Origin of the sequence: Salinicola sp. MH3R3-1 (assembly GCF_001937155.1) — a bacterium.
Classification (GTDB): Bacteria; Pseudomonadota; Gammaproteobacteria; order Pseudomonadales; family Halomonadaceae; genus Salinicola; species Salinicola halophyticus.
This window is the reverse complement of sequence record NZ_MSDP01000004.1, coordinates 212,980-226,063: the sequence shown is the minus strand read 5'-3', so window position 1 is coordinate 226,063 and position 13,084 is coordinate 212,980. Positions and strand designations below refer to the sequence as shown.

Here is a 13,084-nt window from a genome sequence, read left to right as displayed (position 1 = left end):
ACACGGCGTGATCGAGATTTTCGATTGTTCGAAAATGGCGGAGAGGGAGGGATTCGAACCCTCGATAGGGCTATAAACCCTATACTCCCTTAGCAGGGGAGCGCCTTCAGCCACTCGGCCACCTCTCCCCGATCAGCACGGCGCGTAGATTACCGATTCCGCTGAGCATTGTCCAGCCGAAGGCCAAACTTTTTTCGTGAAAAACCTCAGAGGATGAATAAGTTACCGCGAGACAAGGTCAGAAGGCGAAGTCATGAGGATGAAAGAGGGGTTCAGTAATAGCCCGAGCCGATAAAGGGGACGACTTCACCAGCTCAGACGGTACCAAAGCGCCTATCCAGCACTCATGCGCCAGGACCGCCGTCTTCATCTTCGGATTTCTCGCGCTGAATACGCTGATAGATCTCTTCACGATGGACGGCCACATCCTTGGGCGCGTTCACGCCGATACGCACCTGATTCCCTTTCACTCCCAAAACCGTGACGGTTATGTCGTCACCGATCATGAGAGTCTCTCCCACTCGTCGGGTCAGGATGAGCATTATCTGATCTCCTTCTCAGGGCCTTCTTCCATTCTCGGGTCACGCTCTCGGGCCGCCTGCAGAGCAGATTTCCTACCCGAGCAGCGATTATGCGTCATACGGACCATCAGGCCAATGACGCCTTCCATGAAAACCCGCGGCGTCGTTGAAAGAACGTGTGTTTTCCTTCACCGTCTTCCAACTCCCCCTAAGCGTAGAACGCTTGAGGCATTGTTGAAGGGGTTATTCGTCTATTCGCTCTGAATACTGTCTTTATCGAGCCCAAACGCGGTGTGCAATGCGCGTACGGCAAGCTCCATCGCCTTTTCGTCGATCACCACGGAGATCTTGATCTCGGACGTGGAGACCATGCGGATGTTGATATTCTCTTCGGCTAGCACGCGGAACATCTTGGAGGCCACACCCGCGTGGGAACGCATGCCGACACCGACCAGCGAAACCTTGGCGATGTTCTCGTCACCGCGCAGGTCGCCCCCGCCCAGTGCCGGAATGACATCGTTCTGCAGAATGCGCATGGTCTGCTTGTAATCGCCCTTGGCCACCGTGAAGGTGAAGTCGGTGTAGTCACCGGCCGGCGCCACGTTCTGCACGATCATGTCGACTTCGATGTTGGCATCGGCGATCGGCCCCAGAATCCGCGAGGCGACACCGGGCACGTCGGGCGTGTTGAGCAGGGTCAGCTTGGCTTCATTCGCCGTGAAGGCGATACCGGAGATCAGCGGTTCTTCCATCGATTCGAATTCCTCGTCTGCGACGATCAGCGTGCCAGGCCCTTCCTCGAAGCTCGAGAGCACGCGTAACGGTACGTTGTATTTGCCGGCGAACTCCACGGCGCGGATCTGCAACACCTTGGAGCCGAGACTCGCCAGTTCCAACATCTCTTCGACAGTGACCTTCTCAAGGCGCTGCGCCTTGGAACAGACCCGTGGGTCGGTGGTGTAGACACCGTCGACGTCAGTATAGATCTGGCACTCGTCGGCTTTCAGGGCCGCGGCCAGGGCGACACCGGTCGTATCCGAACCGCCACGTCCGAGGGTGGTGATGTTGCCTTCCTCATCGACACCCTGGAAACCCGCCACGACCACGACCTGGCCGTCGTCCAGATCCTCCTGGATCTCATCGGTCTCGATCCGCTGAATCCGCGCCTTGGTGTGTGCGCTGTCGGTGCGAATGCCTACCTGGGCGCCGGTATACGACGTCGCCGGCACGCCCAGCTGGTGCAGGGCCATGGCCAGCAGGGAAATGGTGACCTGTTCGCCGGTCGAAACCAGCATATCCATCTCGCGCGGCGTCGGATCCTCGTTGATCTGACTGGCCAGGCCGATGAGCCGATTGGTTTCGCCGCTCATCGCCGAGACCACCACTACCACCTGGTGACCTGCATCCCGATCACGCTTGACCTTCTCGGCCACCGCCTTGATCCGCTCGACCGAGCCGACCGATGTGCCTCCGAACTTCTGTACGTATAGCGCCATGAGTCTGCTTATCGCTCCTTAGCGTTGACGTCCGGCGCGAACGCCGGACGTGAATGCATTTAGCCGAGCCTCTCAGTCCTGGCTCAGCTTCTGCGCGACCCAGGCCGGCACGCTTTCCAGCGCCGCTGGCAGCTGTGACGGATCGCTACCGCCCGCCTGGGCCATGTCCGGGCGACCACCGCCCTTGCCGCCTACCTGCGCGGCGACGTGATTGACCAGCTCGCCCGCCTTGACCCTGGCGGTCAGATCGTCGGTGACCCCGGCGATCAGGCTGACCTTGCCATCCTGGGATGTCGCCAGTACCAGCACACCCGAGCCCAGCTTCTGTTTGAGCTGATCGTGCAGGCCCCGCAACTCCTTGCCCGAGATGCCCTCGAGCTGGGTCGCCAGCACCTTGATGCCGGCCACGTCCCAGGCTTCCTCCAACAGGTCATTACCGGCCGCGCTCGCCAGCTTGGCCTTGAGCCGTTCGAGCTCTTTCTCCAGCGATCGCTGACGCTCGAGAACGGCGTCCAGACGCTCGACGACCTGCTCGGGCTTGGCCTTGAGTCGCTCGCCGACGGCGTTCAGTTCACGCTCCTGGGCATCGAACCAGGCCAGGGCCCCTTCTCCGCTGACCGCCTCGATGCGACGCACACCCGCCGCGGTACCCGACTCTGCGACGATATGGAACGGGCCGATATCGCCACTGCGCGCCACGTGAGTGCCCCCGCAAAGCTCGATCGAAAAGTCGTCGCTGCCGATGGTCAGCACGCGAACGCTATCGGCGTATTTAGCTTCGAACAGCGCTCGCGCGCCCTTGGCCTTCGCCTCGTCGAGCGTCATCAACTCGGTCCGGGTCGGCGCGTTGGCCATGATCTGAGCATTGACGATCCGCTCGACCTGCGCCAACTGATCCGGGGTGACCGGCTCGAAATGGCTGAAGTCGAAACGCAGACGCTCGGCGCTGACCAGCGATCCTTTCTGCTGTACGTGATCGCCGAGGGTCAGACGTAGCGCCTCGTGCATCAGATGCGTTGCCGAGTGGTTGCGCATCGTTGCCTGGCGCAGTGAAGGATCCACCTGCGGCGCGAGACGCTCGCCGACGGCCAGGCGACCGCCGACCATCAGCCCTTCATGCAGATGATGCCCGGCCTGCTTGCGCGTATTGGTGACCTGAAAGCGGCCATCGTTCGCCTGCAGATAGCCCGTGTCGCCCACCTGGCCGCCCGATTCAGCATAGAACGGCGTGCGATCCAGCACCACGACGCCTTTCTGGCCCTCCTCGAGGGCCTCCAGCGCATTGCCCTCACTGTCGACGATCGCCTTTACCACCGACGAATCCTCGAGACGGTCGTAACCGGTGAACTCGGTGCTGCCCTCGAGCTCGAGCGCAGCACCGTAGTCACCGCCGAACTGGCTAGCGGCCCGTGCCCGCTGCCGCTGAGCTTCGAGCTCGCGTTCGAACCCGGTCTCGTCGAGCGTGACGCCACGCTCGCGACAGACGTCCGCGGTCAGATCATAGGGGAAGCCGTAGGTATCGTAGAGCTTGAAGATCGTCTCGCCAGGCAGAACCTCGCCCTCGAGCGCCGAGAGCGCCTCTTCGAGCAGGCCCATCCCATGATCCAGCGTGCGCGCGAACTGCTGCTCTTCCTTCAACAGTACGCGCTCGATCTGATCGCGCGCCTGATGCAGTTCGGGATAGGCTTCGCCCATCTCCGCATCCAGTGCCGCCACCAGCTTGTGAAAGAACGGTTCGCTGGCCCCGAGCTTGTGACCATGCCGCACGGCGCGACGAATGATCCGCCGCAGCACGTAACCCCGGCCTTCGTTGGACGGCAGCACGCCATCGACGATCAGAAAGGCACAGGAGCGGATATGATCGGCGATGACGCGTAGCGACGGCGTCTTGATATCGTCGTGACCGGTCACCTCGGCCGCCGCCAGCAACAGGTTCTGGAACAGATCGATTTCGTAGTTGGAGTGCACGCCCTGCATCACCGCAGCCATGCGCTCCAGCCCCATGCCGGTATCGATCGACGGCTTGGGCAGCGGGTTCATGTTGCCGGAAGCGTCACGATCGAACTGCATGAAGACGAGGTTCCAGACCTCGATGTAGCGATCGCCGTCCTCTTCCGGACTCCCCGGCGGGCCACCCCAGACCTCGGGACCGTGGTCGTAGAAGATTTCCGAACACGGGCCACAGGGGCCGGTATCGCCCATCTGCCAAAAGTTGTCTTCGTCCAGCCGCGACAGCCGCGCCGGATCGACGCCGATGTCGTCGATCCAGATCCTGGCGGCTTCATCGTCGCTGATATGGACGGTCACCCAGAGCTTGTCCTTGGGCAATCCCAGCACGTCGGTAATGAAGGACCAGGCATAGCGAATCGCGTCGGCCTTGAAGTAGTCGCCGAAGCTGAAGTTGCCCATCATCTCGAAAAACGTGTGGTGACGGGCGGTGTAGCCGACGTTGTCCAGGTCGTTATGCTTGCCGCCGGCACGCACACAACGCTGCGCCGAGGTGGCGCGCACGTACGGGCGTTGATCCCGGCCGAGAAACGCATCCTTGAACGGCACCATGCCGGCGTTGGTGAAGAGGAGCGTCGGGTCGTTTTCCGGCACCAGAGAGGCGGAAGGCACGATGGTGTGTCCGCGCTCCTCGAAGTAGCTCAGGAAAGCCTGTCTGATTTCTGCACTTTTCATAAACAATCCGTGGCGATAGGCGCGCCCACGGCGGCTAGCAGACCACGTGGCAACGCAAAATCCGGCATCGAAAAGGCGCCATGAGCACCTCTCCGGCCATCGCAAAGCGCATTAGTATAACGTGGTCGGCCGATAGTCTGTCGAGTGCGACACCGCTGTCGCCGAAATTTGGCGCTCCCGGCGATCGTGCGCGACTAGAGATAAGGCAGGAAGGGAAAGGAGAAGATAGAGGAAGAGGAAGAGAATCGAGCGACACGCGACTCGCGTATCAGCGTCTCGATATCACGCATCGTCCTGCCAGGCACAAGCCATGGCATGACGAACGTGGTCGAACTCGAACCCGCGCCCCGCAAGGAAGCGCTCGCGCTTGGCCCGTTCGCGAGGCGCGGCGCCCGGGCCGTCGAATCGCTTGGCCAGCGCCTGGCAGGCCAATGCTTGCCAATCAGGCGATTCCGTCTCAAAAGCCAACGTCATCAGCGGTTCGGAGATTCCGCGCTGTCCCAGATCGACTCGGATCCTGACCGGCCCCTGACCCCGCGCGACACGCGAGCGCACGAACACCTCGGCGAAGCGCGCATCGGATTGAAGCCCGTCGCGAGCCAGGTCATCCAGCGTCGCACGAATCTCTTCGCTTTCCACCCCTTTGGCATGCAGCCGGCTTTCCAGCTCGACGCGAGAGTACTCACGCCGAGCCAGAAATCGGATGGCCACATCTCGAGGGGAGGCGTCTCTGGAAGAGCCGCCCCCGGGAGAAGCGCCCCGGGGGGAATCCCCATCGTCACGATCGAACATCGAAGACAACCGCCCGCTGGCTTACAGCAGCGTATCGCTGGCGTCGTCGCTTTCGGCGACGGCAGCTTCGGGCGTTTTTTCCTTGGGTTCCGGTGTGGCCAACAGCTGGGCCCGGATCTGGGTCTCGATTTCGGTCATGATCTCGGGATGCTCCTCGAGATACTGCGCGGCGTTGGCCTTGCCCTGACCGATCTTGCTGCCGTTGTAGCTGTACCAGGCACCAGCCTTGTCGACCAGGTTGCACTGTACGCCCAGATCGATCACCTCACCCGCGTGGTAGATGCCCTTTCCGTACAGAATCTGGAACTCCGCCTGGCGGAACGGTGGCGCCACCTTGTTCTTGACCACCTTGACCCGGGTTTCGTTACCGGTGACCTCGTCGCCCTGCTTGACCGCACCGATGCGTCGAATGTCGAGGCGAACACTGGAATAGAACTTCAACGCATTACCACCGGTGGTGGTTTCGGGGCTACCAAACATCACGCCGATCTTCATGCGGATCTGGTTGATGAACACCACCATGCAGTTGGCGTTCTTAATATTGCCGGTGATCTTGCGCAGTGCCTGCGACATCAGACGCGCCTGCAGGCCGACGTGGGAGTCGCCCATCTCGCCTTCGATCTCGGCACGTGGCGTCAGCGCCGCAACGGAGTCGATGATGATGGCATCGACCCCCCCCGAGCGCACCAGCATGTCGCAGATCTCCAGCGCCTGCTCGCCGGTGTCCGGCTGCGAGACCAGCAGATCGTCGAGATTGACGCCCAGCTTCTCGGCGTAGCTGGGATCGAGTGCGTGCTCGGCATCGATGAAAGCGCAGGTCTTGCCGTCTCTCTGGGCCTGAGCGATGACCGATAGCGTCAGCGTGGTCTTGCCCGAGGATTCGGGCCCGAAGATCTCGACGACACGGCCGTACGGCAGCCCGCCGACACCCAGCGCGATATCCAGCCCCAGAGACCCCGTCGACACGACCGGAATCGCGGTACGCGGGGTATCACCCAGACGCATCACGGTGCCCTTGCCGAATTGGCGATCGATCTGTGACAGAGCCGCATTGAGTGCCTTGCTGCGGTTTTCGTCCTGTGCCATGAACGTCTCCTATGAATGCGCAGGGTGAGTCGGGGTAGCGCCGCTCACGGCGATCGGCTCACGTACTGATTTATCGTGCACTGTTTATCATGCACTGTATGGTTAGACAGTAGTATGGCGAAAAAAACCTTGCGCGCCTATCCCCGGCCCGAGATTTTCGACCATGTCTTCACGGAAAGCCATGGGCAGGGCCTCTGCCATGCGGACTAAGCAACGGTGCCGCTCTCCAGCAGCGAATCGAGCAACCCGGCCAGCGCCACCGCAACGGCCAGATCGCGCACGCCCCGCCGGTCGCCGGGCAGATGATGACATTTCACCCGCTGGCGACGTTCGTCACCCCAGGCAAACCACACCGTGCCCACGGGCTTGTCGAGAGTCCCGCCACCGGGGCCGGCAACGCCACTGATCGCCACGCCCAGCTCCGCCCCGCTACCGCGGCAGGCGCCGGCCACCATTTCCCGCACTGTCTCCTCACTGACGGCGCCATGAACGTCCAGCGTATCGGGCAAAACGCCCAGCAGCCGTTGCTTGGCGACGTTGGCGTAGGTGACGTAACCGGTTTCGAAATATGCCGAGCTACCAGCAATCGAGGTGATCGCACTGGCAACGCCGCCGCCGGTACAGGATTCCGCCGTCGTCACTCGAATACCTCGCGCCAGACAGGCTTCGCCCAGGCGCCGCGACAGCTCGTCTGCGCCCAGCTCGATATCGACAGGCAATCTGGATTGCGGCATGCGTGGCTCTCCTTCTGGGCAAATCGCGCGTGTGCAAATGGCGTGTGCCAGCGAGACGTGAAAATTGGGACGCACGTCCGGCAATGGCCCGCACGCGAACCGCGACCTCCACGCCGATGGAAACCGGCTGCCTCCCAGTATGCGGGGAATCGGCATTGATGCAACGCAGCGCTCGACCGTATCGACCAAGGGTTCGGAAAACGGGTTCGGGAAACCGCAGTCATCGATGGCGGCCGTGAATTCCACGACAGCGACCTTGGCGATAGTGACCTTGTCGATAGTGACGTGGTGGCAATGACGTTGAGATCGGCAACGAGACGATAGCGGCCGCTTCAACGCGAACCGTGGGAGCCCTCGTTCGGCGGCGGCAGCACGGCCGGATGACGCGCGGCCAGCTCGGCCACCGCAATTTCCAGCAGCACAACGGCCAACTCACTGAGATTGACGTTGCGTTGACTGGCCTCGATCGCCAGTAACCGATAGGTGGAGTCGCTGAGATGGTTGAGCACCAACCGGGCCATATGGGGGTCCTCGGTAGCCGGTTTTCAACACTGTAACGAGTTATCGGCAGGCACTCAGGTTGAAATCACTAGACCTGATGCCTGATCCCCTCTAAGGCAGCCATGAGAGGGTAAGGCAGCCATGAGCGTGTAGAGTCGACAAGCCAATCATGATCTTCACCGATCACCGAAACAAGCTCGGCCATCGCGGCACGCCGTGTTGGACCCAGTAGCGCCGTGGTAACCTTGGCGTTCCTCTCAGCACCCGGCACGCCGATGTCTCATCGGCCCCCGGAATCGACGGAGCTTACCGAGATACCATGCAGGACGCGGCCGCCAGCAAGAGCACCCAGCATACGCCGATGATGGCGCAATACCTCAAGATCAAACGCGAGCATCCCGACGTATTGCTCTTCTACCGCATGGGCGACTTCTACGAGCTGTTCTTCGAGGATGCCAAGCGCGCCTCGCAGCTGCTGGATATCACGCTGACGGCACGCGGGCAGTCGGCGGGCAAGCCGATTCCCATGGCCGGCATCCCCTATCACAGTGCCGAGTCCTATCTCGCGCGGCTGGTAAAATCCGGCCAGTCGGTGGCCATCTGCGAGCAGATCGGCGATCCCGCTACCTCCAAGGGCCCGGTGGAACGTCGCGTCGTACGCATCGTCACGCCGGGCACGCTGCTCGACGAAGCGCTGCTGGATGCTAGCCGCGACAACCTGCTGGTATCGCTGCACAGTGCCGGCGAACGCTGGGGCATCGCCTGGCTCGAACTCTCCAGCGGCCGCTTCAGCGTGCTGGAAGTCGACGGCGAGGCCGACATGCTGGCCGAGATCCACCGCCTGCAACCGGCGGAGCTGCTGGCTGCCGAAAGTCTCGACCTGCCGCCGACACTTGCCGAGCGGTCCGGGCTGCGGCGCCAGAACGACTGGCACTTCGATCTGGAGACCGCCAACCGGCTGCTGTGCGATCAGTTCGAGGTCGCCGATCTGCGCGGTTTTGGCTGCACGCACCTCGAGACCGCCCTGGTCGCCGCTGGCGTGCTGATCGACTACGCCCGCGACACCCAGCGCTCCCGCCTGCCACACGTCACCGCGCTGGGGGTGGAGAGCCGCGACGAAGCGGTGGTGATCGACGCCGCCAGCCGGCGCAATCTCGAGATCGACATCAATCTCGGCGGCACCGGCGACAACACCCTGGCCAGCGTGCTCGACACCAGCGTCACGCCGATGGGGTCACGGCTGCTCAAGCGCTGGCTCAATCGGCCGCTGCGCGATCGCGCCCAAATCAGCGCGCGTCAGGCCGCCGTGCAGCTGCTGCTCGACGACGATCAGTATCTGCTGCTTCGCGAGCCGCTCAACGCCGTGGGCGATGTCGAACGCATTCTGGCTCGCGTGGCCTTGCGCAGCGCCCGCCCCCGGGATCTGGCCCGGCTACGCGACGCGCTCGAGGTACTGCCGACGCTGCAGCAGGATCTAGGGCGAGTCGAGGGCGAGAGCGCGCTGAACGATCTCGGCCGCCACATTCGTCCTTACCCCGAGCTGGCCGACACCCTGACCCGGGCGTTGATGGACAATCCGCCGGTCGTGCTCCGCGAAGGCGGTGTCATTCGCGAAGGCTTCGATGCCGAGCTCGACGAGTATCGTGGCCTCGCCGAACACGCCGGCGACTACTTGATCCAGCTCGAGCTGCGCGAGCGCGAGCGCTCCGGTCTGCCCGGCCTCAAGGTCGGCTACAATCGCGTCCACGGCTACTACATCGAGATTCCTCGTGCCCAGGCCCGCGACGTGCCCGCCGATTACATTCGGCGCCAGACGCTAAAGAACGCGGAGCGTTTCATCATTCCCGAGCTCAAGGAGTTCGAGGACAAAGCGCTGTCCGCAAAGTCGCGCGCACTGGCACGGGAAAAGCTGCTCTACGAAAGCCTGATCGACACGCTCAACGCCGATCTCGATGCGTTGCAGGCCACCGGACGCGCGCTGGCCGCGCTGGACGTGCTCTGCGCCTTTGCCGAGCGCGCCCAGCATCTGGAATTCGTGCGCCCGCATCTGCTGGAAACGCCAGGCTTCGACATTCGGGGCGGCCGCCATCCGGTGGTGGAACACGTCAGCCAGCATCCGTTCGTGCCCAACGACCTGATTCTCGACGATGACCGCCGCATGCTGGTCATCACCGGCCCCAACATGGGCGGCAAGTCGACCTACATGCGCCAGGCGGCATTGATCGCCCTGCTCGCCCACACCGGGAGTTTCGTGCCCGCCGACAGCGCCGAGATCGGCCCGGTGGATCGCATCTTCACCCGGATCGGTTCCAGCGACGATCTGGCCGGCGGACGTTCCACCTTCATGGTGGAGATGACCGAGACCGCCAGCATCCTGCACAACGCCACGGCCGAAAGTCTGGTGCTGATGGACGAGATCGGCCGCGGCACCAGCACTTTCGACGGCCTGTCGCTGGCCTGGGCGAGCGCCGAGCACCTGGCCGCGCAGCGCGCGTTCACGCTGTTCGCAACCCACTATTTCGAGATGACCGCGCTGGCCGAGCAGCAGGAAACGGTGGCCAACGTTCACCTGACCGCCGCCGAGCACAAGGACGGCATCGTCTTCATGCACCGCGTCGAGGAAGGCCCGGCCAGCCAGAGCTATGGCCTGCAGGTCGCCCAGCTCGCCGGCGTTCCGCAAAACGTCATCGCCCGCGCCCGCGACAAGCTGGCCAGCCTCGAGCAGCCGACAACGCTGCCGCCGTCGTCCGACAGCCGCCCCGCGGCCGGCGGACCACAGCAGGCGGATCTGTTTGCCGCGACGCCGCATCCGGTTCTCGAGGCGCTGGAATCGTTGGACATCGATTCGTTAACGCCGCGGGCGGCGCTGGAGCTTCTCTATGCCTGGCGCGAGCAACACTAGGATGGGTACGAAAACTGCCTGCGCCAGCCGAGTTTTCGTCTAACTCCAAGTCTGGCGCGAATCACGCCGAGGGATGGGTAGCTATAAGGCCATTCCTCGATGTTCACAACGCCCGCTTGCCCGGCCTGGCGCCGGCCGCCTAGAATATGGCGCCATTCGAATAGTGTCGGCGGCACTGCGCGTGCGGTGAACACGAAAAATCCTATCCGCCGAGATCGTGATAGCGAGAGACCGAGACAGGGGCCACGACCGGGCCGTCAATCAGGAGAGAACACCCATGACGTTCGTCGTCACCGAGAACTGCATCAAGTGCAAATACACCGACTGCGTCGAAGTCTGCCCGGTGGACTGTTTTTACGAGGGCCCCAACTTCCTCGTCATCCATCCCGACGAGTGCATCGACTGCGCGCTATGCGAACCTGAGTGCCCCGCCGAGGCGATCTTTTCGGAAGACGAGCTGCCCGAAGGTCAGCAGCAGTTCATCGAGCTCAACGCCGAACTCGCCGAGGTGTGGCCGAACATCGCCGAGCAGAAGGATCCGCCGGAAGACGCCAAGGCGTGGGATGGCAAGCCGAACAAGATCGAGCTGCTGGAACGCTAGGAAGTTGCTTGACGGTTGCGTTTGACCATATGGTGCTGACCGAATGCCAGTATCCAACGAAGAAGGCCGCTCAATGAGCGGCCTTCTTCGTTCAGGTCAGACCAAGTTTCCGCTGCAACGTTTCAACGAACCAGTTTAAGACCGTTATTGATGTCGTCTAACCGGCCGGCATCATAAAACTTTGCTTGGGAAACGCTGAATAAATAGCCGAGCGGGGTAAAGCACGAGGCGTACGGCGCACAGGAACCGGAGCCTATGGGGTATAGGTGAGGATTCCGCGCACCGCACAACGAAGTGATTTACCCGCGCAGGCATTTATTGCCCCTTGATCGCCTTCAGGCCCGGATAGGCCACCTTGTCACCCAGCTCCTGCTCGATCACCAGTAGGCGGTTGTACTTGGAGACACGGTCGGAGCGGCACAGCGAACCGGTCTTGATCTGGCCGGCGGCGGTGCCCACGGCGAGATCGGCGATGGTGGTGTCTTCGGTTTCGCCGCTGCGGTGCGAAATGACCGCGGTGAAGCCGGCGTCCTGTGCCATCTTGATCGCGTCCAGGGTCTCGGACAGCGAGCCGATCTGGTTGAACTTGATCAGAATCGAGTTGCCGATCTTCTCGTCGATGCCGCGCTTCAATATCCGGGTGTTGGTGACGAACAGATCGTCGCCGACCAGCTGGATCTTGTCGCCCAGCTTGTCGGTCAGCGCCTTCCAGCCGTCCCAGTCCGACTCGTCCATGGCATCTTCGATCGAGACGATCGGATACTGGTCGCAGAGATCGGCCAGGTAGTCGGTGAAGCCGGCGGCGTCGTACTGCTTGCCCTCCCCGGCGAGATCGTAGACTCCGTCCTTGAAGAACTCGCTGGCCGCACAGTCCAGCGCCAGCGTGACGTCCTTGCCCAGGACGTAGCCAGCGTCGTCGACCGCCTGCTTGATCACCGCCAGCGCTTCGGCGTTGGAAGACAGGTTGGGCGCAAAGCCGCCCTCGTCGCCGACCGAGGTGGAAAGCCCCTTGGCCGTCAGCACTTTCTTCAGCGCGTGGAAGATCTCGGCACCCATGCGCAATGCTTCACGGAAGTTGGGCGCGCCCACCGGCTGGACCATGAACTCCTGAATATCGACGTTGTTGTCGGCGTGCTCGCCGCCGTTGATGATATTCATCATCGGCACCGGCATGGTGTACTGGCCCGGCTGGCCGTAAAGCTCGGCGATATGCGCGTAGAGCGGCACGCCTTTCTCGGTCGCCGCGGCTTTGGCCGCAGCCAGCGATACCGCGAGAATCGCGTTGGCACCGAGGCTCGCCTTGTTGTCGGTGCCGTCCAGCGCCAGCATGGCGTCATCGAGGGCGCGCTGATCGCTGGCATCCATGCCCATCAAACGCTCGCGAATCTTGCCGTTGACGGCGTCGACGGCCTTCAATACGCCCTTGCCCAGATAGCGTGACTTGTCACCGTCTCGCAGTTCCAGCGCTTCACGGGAACCGGTGGAAGCGCCGCTGGGGGCGCAGGCGCTGCCGGTAATGCCGCTGCTCAGCGTGACCTGGGCCTGAACGGTCGGGTTGCCGCGGGAATCGAGCACTTCGAGGGCACGGATATCAACGATCTCAGCCATGTTACGTCGTCCTGTCGGTTGAAAACTCGAGCGGTTGAATCACTCACCACATCGAGCGTGAAGCGTCCGGACCTTGGCTTGCTCGCCGCGGACGCGATGATTCGATCATGTTAGCAGTTTTGCCAGTGTTGGCAGGCCGGGTCCAGCGCCCCCAACGACAG

Annotated in this window: 10 protein-coding genes and 1 tRNA gene; 2 read left to right on the top strand and 9 right to left on the bottom strand. The window is 62.5% G+C overall.

What is annotated here, in order from left to right; genetic code table 11:
* Positions 1-35: 35 nt before the first annotated feature.
* The 8 genes from BTW08_RS03590 to BTW08_RS03555 all read right to left on the bottom strand — a co-directional run bounded on the left by BTW08_RS03590 (position 36) and on the right by BTW08_RS03555 (position 7,832).
* Positions 36-128 (bottom strand) — tRNA-Ser (locus BTW08_RS03590).
* A 216-nt stretch (positions 129-344) separates the two neighbouring features.
* Complete coding sequence (gene csrA / locus BTW08_RS03585) at positions 345-542, bottom strand: carbon storage regulator CsrA (protein WP_075561144.1); 198 nt, start codon at positions 540-542, stop codon at positions 345-347.
* Positions 543-772: 230 nt separating this feature from the next.
* The gene (locus BTW08_RS03580; RefSeq protein ID WP_075561143.1) at positions 773-2,017 is read right to left on the bottom strand and encodes an aspartate kinase; all 1,245 of its coding nucleotides are present in this window, start codon (positions 2,015-2,017) and stop codon (positions 773-775) included.
* 72 nt (positions 2,018-2,089) lie between these two features.
* Positions 2,090-4,699, bottom strand: a complete 2,610-nt coding sequence (alaS, locus tag BTW08_RS03575) for an alanine--tRNA ligase (protein ID WP_075561142.1) — start codon at positions 4,697-4,699, stop codon at positions 2,090-2,092.
* 282 nt (positions 4,700-4,981) lie between these two features.
* Positions 4,982-5,491 carry a regulatory protein RecX gene (locus tag BTW08_RS03570; protein ID WP_075561141.1) on the bottom strand — a complete coding sequence of 170 codons (510 nt, stop codon included), beginning with the start codon at positions 5,489-5,491 and terminating at the stop codon, positions 4,982-4,984.
* A gap of 21 nt (positions 5,492-5,512) precedes the next feature.
* Positions 5,513-6,577, bottom strand: coding sequence for a recombinase RecA (gene recA, locus BTW08_RS03565; protein ID WP_075561140.1), 1,065 nt, complete (start codon positions 6,575-6,577; stop codon positions 5,513-5,515).
* Between the two features lie 206 nt (positions 6,578-6,783).
* Entirely contained in the window at positions 6,784-7,311 is a 528-nt protein-coding gene (locus tag BTW08_RS03560) for a CinA family protein (protein ID WP_075561139.1), read from the bottom strand.
* 332 nt (positions 7,312-7,643) lie between these two features.
* Positions 7,644-7,832, bottom strand: a complete 189-nt coding sequence (locus tag BTW08_RS03555) for a hypothetical protein (protein ID WP_075561138.1) — start codon at positions 7,830-7,832, stop codon at positions 7,644-7,646.
* Positions 7,833-8,131: 299 nt separating this feature from the next.
* Here BTW08_RS03555 and mutS point away from each other — a divergent pair, with 299 nt between their 5' ends.
* Both mutS and fdxA read left to right on the top strand, forming a co-directional pair.
* Positions 8,132-10,714: a DNA mismatch repair protein MutS gene (gene mutS, locus BTW08_RS03550; protein ID WP_075561137.1), complete on the top strand. Its 2,583-nt coding sequence runs from the start codon at positions 8,132-8,134 to the stop codon at positions 10,712-10,714.
* Between the two features lie 277 nt (positions 10,715-10,991).
* Positions 10,992-11,315: a ferredoxin FdxA gene (gene fdxA, locus BTW08_RS03545; protein ID WP_075561136.1), complete on the top strand. Its 324-nt coding sequence runs from the start codon at positions 10,992-10,994 to the stop codon at positions 11,313-11,315.
* 315 nt (positions 11,316-11,630) lie between these two features.
* On the opposite strand, the gene eno is transcribed toward fdxA, so the two are convergent.
* Positions 11,631-12,923 carry a phosphopyruvate hydratase gene (eno, locus tag BTW08_RS03540; RefSeq protein ID WP_075561135.1) on the bottom strand — a complete coding sequence of 431 codons (1,293 nt, stop codon included), beginning with the start codon at positions 12,921-12,923 and terminating at the stop codon, positions 11,631-11,633.
* Positions 12,924-13,084: the final 161 nt, after the last annotated feature.

Coding starts and splice junctions, on each gene's coding strand:
- csrA (WP_075561144.1), bottom strand. CDS start 542: ATGCTCATCCTGACCCGACGAGTGGGAGAGACTCTCATGATCGGTGAC.
- BTW08_RS03580 (WP_075561143.1), bottom strand. CDS start 2,017: ATGGCGCTATACGTACAGAAGTTCGGAGGCACATCGGTCGGCTCGGTC.
- alaS (WP_075561142.1), bottom strand. CDS start 4,699: ATGAAAAGTGCAGAAATCAGACAGGCTTTCCTGAGCTACTTCGAGGAG.
- BTW08_RS03570 (WP_075561141.1), bottom strand. CDS start 5,491: ATGTTCGATCGTGACGATGGGGATTCCCCCCGGGGCGCTTCTCCCGGG.
- recA (WP_075561140.1), bottom strand. CDS start 6,577: ATGGCACAGGACGAAAACCGCAGCAAGGCACTCAATGCGGCTCTGTCA.
- BTW08_RS03560 (WP_075561139.1), bottom strand. CDS start 7,311: ATGCCGCAATCCAGATTGCCTGTCGATATCGAGCTGGGCGCAGACGAG.
- BTW08_RS03555 (WP_075561138.1), bottom strand. CDS start 7,832: ATGGCCCGGTTGGTGCTCAACCATCTCAGCGACTCCACCTATCGGTTA.
- mutS (WP_075561137.1), top strand. CDS start 8,132: ATGCAGGACGCGGCCGCCAGCAAGAGCACCCAGCATACGCCGATGATG.
- fdxA (WP_075561136.1), top strand. CDS start 10,992: ATGACGTTCGTCGTCACCGAGAACTGCATCAAGTGCAAATACACCGAC.
- eno (WP_075561135.1), bottom strand. CDS start 12,923: ATGGCTGAGATCGTTGATATCCGTGCCCTCGAAGTGCTCGATTCCCGC.